The sequence below is a fragment of the Treponema sp. R6D11 genome (assembly GCF_054786075.1).
Window position 1 is genome coordinate 1 of record NZ_BDHD01000403.1, and the last position, 1,144, is coordinate 1,144.

At 47.8% G+C, this 1,144-nt stretch carries 2 protein-coding genes; one reads left to right on the plus strand and one right to left on the minus strand.

Annotated elements, in window-relative coordinates; translation table 11 throughout:
- A partial coding sequence (locus tag ACYVTD_RS13515) for a hypothetical protein (RefSeq protein WP_461248257.1) occupies positions 1 to 210 on the minus strand: 210 nt, incomplete at its 3' end.
- A gap of 145 nt (positions 211 to 355) precedes the next feature.
- On the opposite strand from ACYVTD_RS13515, the gene ACYVTD_RS13520 reads away from it, so the two are divergent.
- On the plus strand, positions 356 to 955 hold the full coding sequence (locus ACYVTD_RS13520) for a hypothetical protein (protein ID WP_461248258.1): 600 nt from the start codon (positions 356 to 358) through the stop codon (positions 953 to 955).
- Positions 956 to 1,144 lie beyond the last annotated feature (189 nt).

The following is a 1,144-nucleotide window of genomic DNA, read 5'->3' on the forward strand; positions in this document are numbered from 1 at the left end:
GCTTCCTGTCTGCTGCGTTATGCGATCGGCGTTTACTTTTTTGTCTACCCTTACAAACGGCCTGTTGATGCCGGGGGGCGTTCTATCATAATTCAAAGCCGCCGTAGGCCACAGGTAACCTAAACTGTCCTGTACAAGACCTGCCGGAATAACAATGTCATAAGTCGCTCCCAGCACCTGAAGGGCGTTTGAACCTGTAAGATTTATCACCAGCGTTTTGCCGTCATTGCTTACGGTTATATCCTGAGAGCTTACGGGCAGAGTTACGCTTTCCGCCTGTAGGAAATCATAAGCCAGCTTTGCGATTCCTGAGCTGTTTGCGGGAGCAACAACAGCAGTTTGTGCGTAATTTAAAATGTATTTTGTAGAAGTATCCGGAACGCCGTTTGTCGCGTTCCGTACTGTTTTAACGTATCAAGTAGCCGGTATTGCCGCAGGTACCCAAGGACGAATTATGGATACAGGAGATCAACTATGGATACGCGGAGGAGACGCGGTAGGAAGCTCTTCCATTCCCGGTTTCCCGCTTAACTGGCAGGATGATTACACAAAACTATATAATGAAAAGAAAAGGGCGGGCATAAGGTTATTAAGAATGGAAAGTTCCACTACTGACATGAGTACAACTTCCGTCTGGAGATATGTAACGTGGGAAATCAACGTAAGGACATGGTTTGATTGCGTTCTTGCTCGTGCCGTTGCCGCAGACACGGGTGAAACCGCGAATGCCACAGACACGGGGCAAAACGCGAATTTCGCGTGGCAGTACGGCCCGCGTCAATGGGCATACCAGCGCGCCGGTTGGACATCATTTAAAGACCTTTATACACTGTATCCCGGCAAGCATCGTTGGGTCAGAATGAATAATTCAACTTTTGATACCGGCGCCGTAAACTTCTCGTTACAATTCAACCCCAGGGCGAAGCAAACTTCTACTTCTTTCACGCAGCCCTAGTCCGTAAGAGGGCTAACATCTGACCGCCCGCCAGTGGTCAGAAGCAATCAGACAAGGCGGCTTCCGCGAATGGGAGCCGCCTTTTTTTATTGATTTTACGCCCGGAACCTCGTTTTTGTTCTTTAAAAAGGAAATTTTCAAAAAATTTCACGCTAAAGTCATGCAAAATACATCTGCGCACCGTATATA

Bases quoted from the DNA above. Each gene is read 5' to 3' on its own strand.
- ACYVTD_RS13520 (WP_461248258.1), top strand. From the start codon at position 356: ATGTATTTTGTAGAAGTATCCGGAACGCCGTTTGTCGCGTTCCGTACT.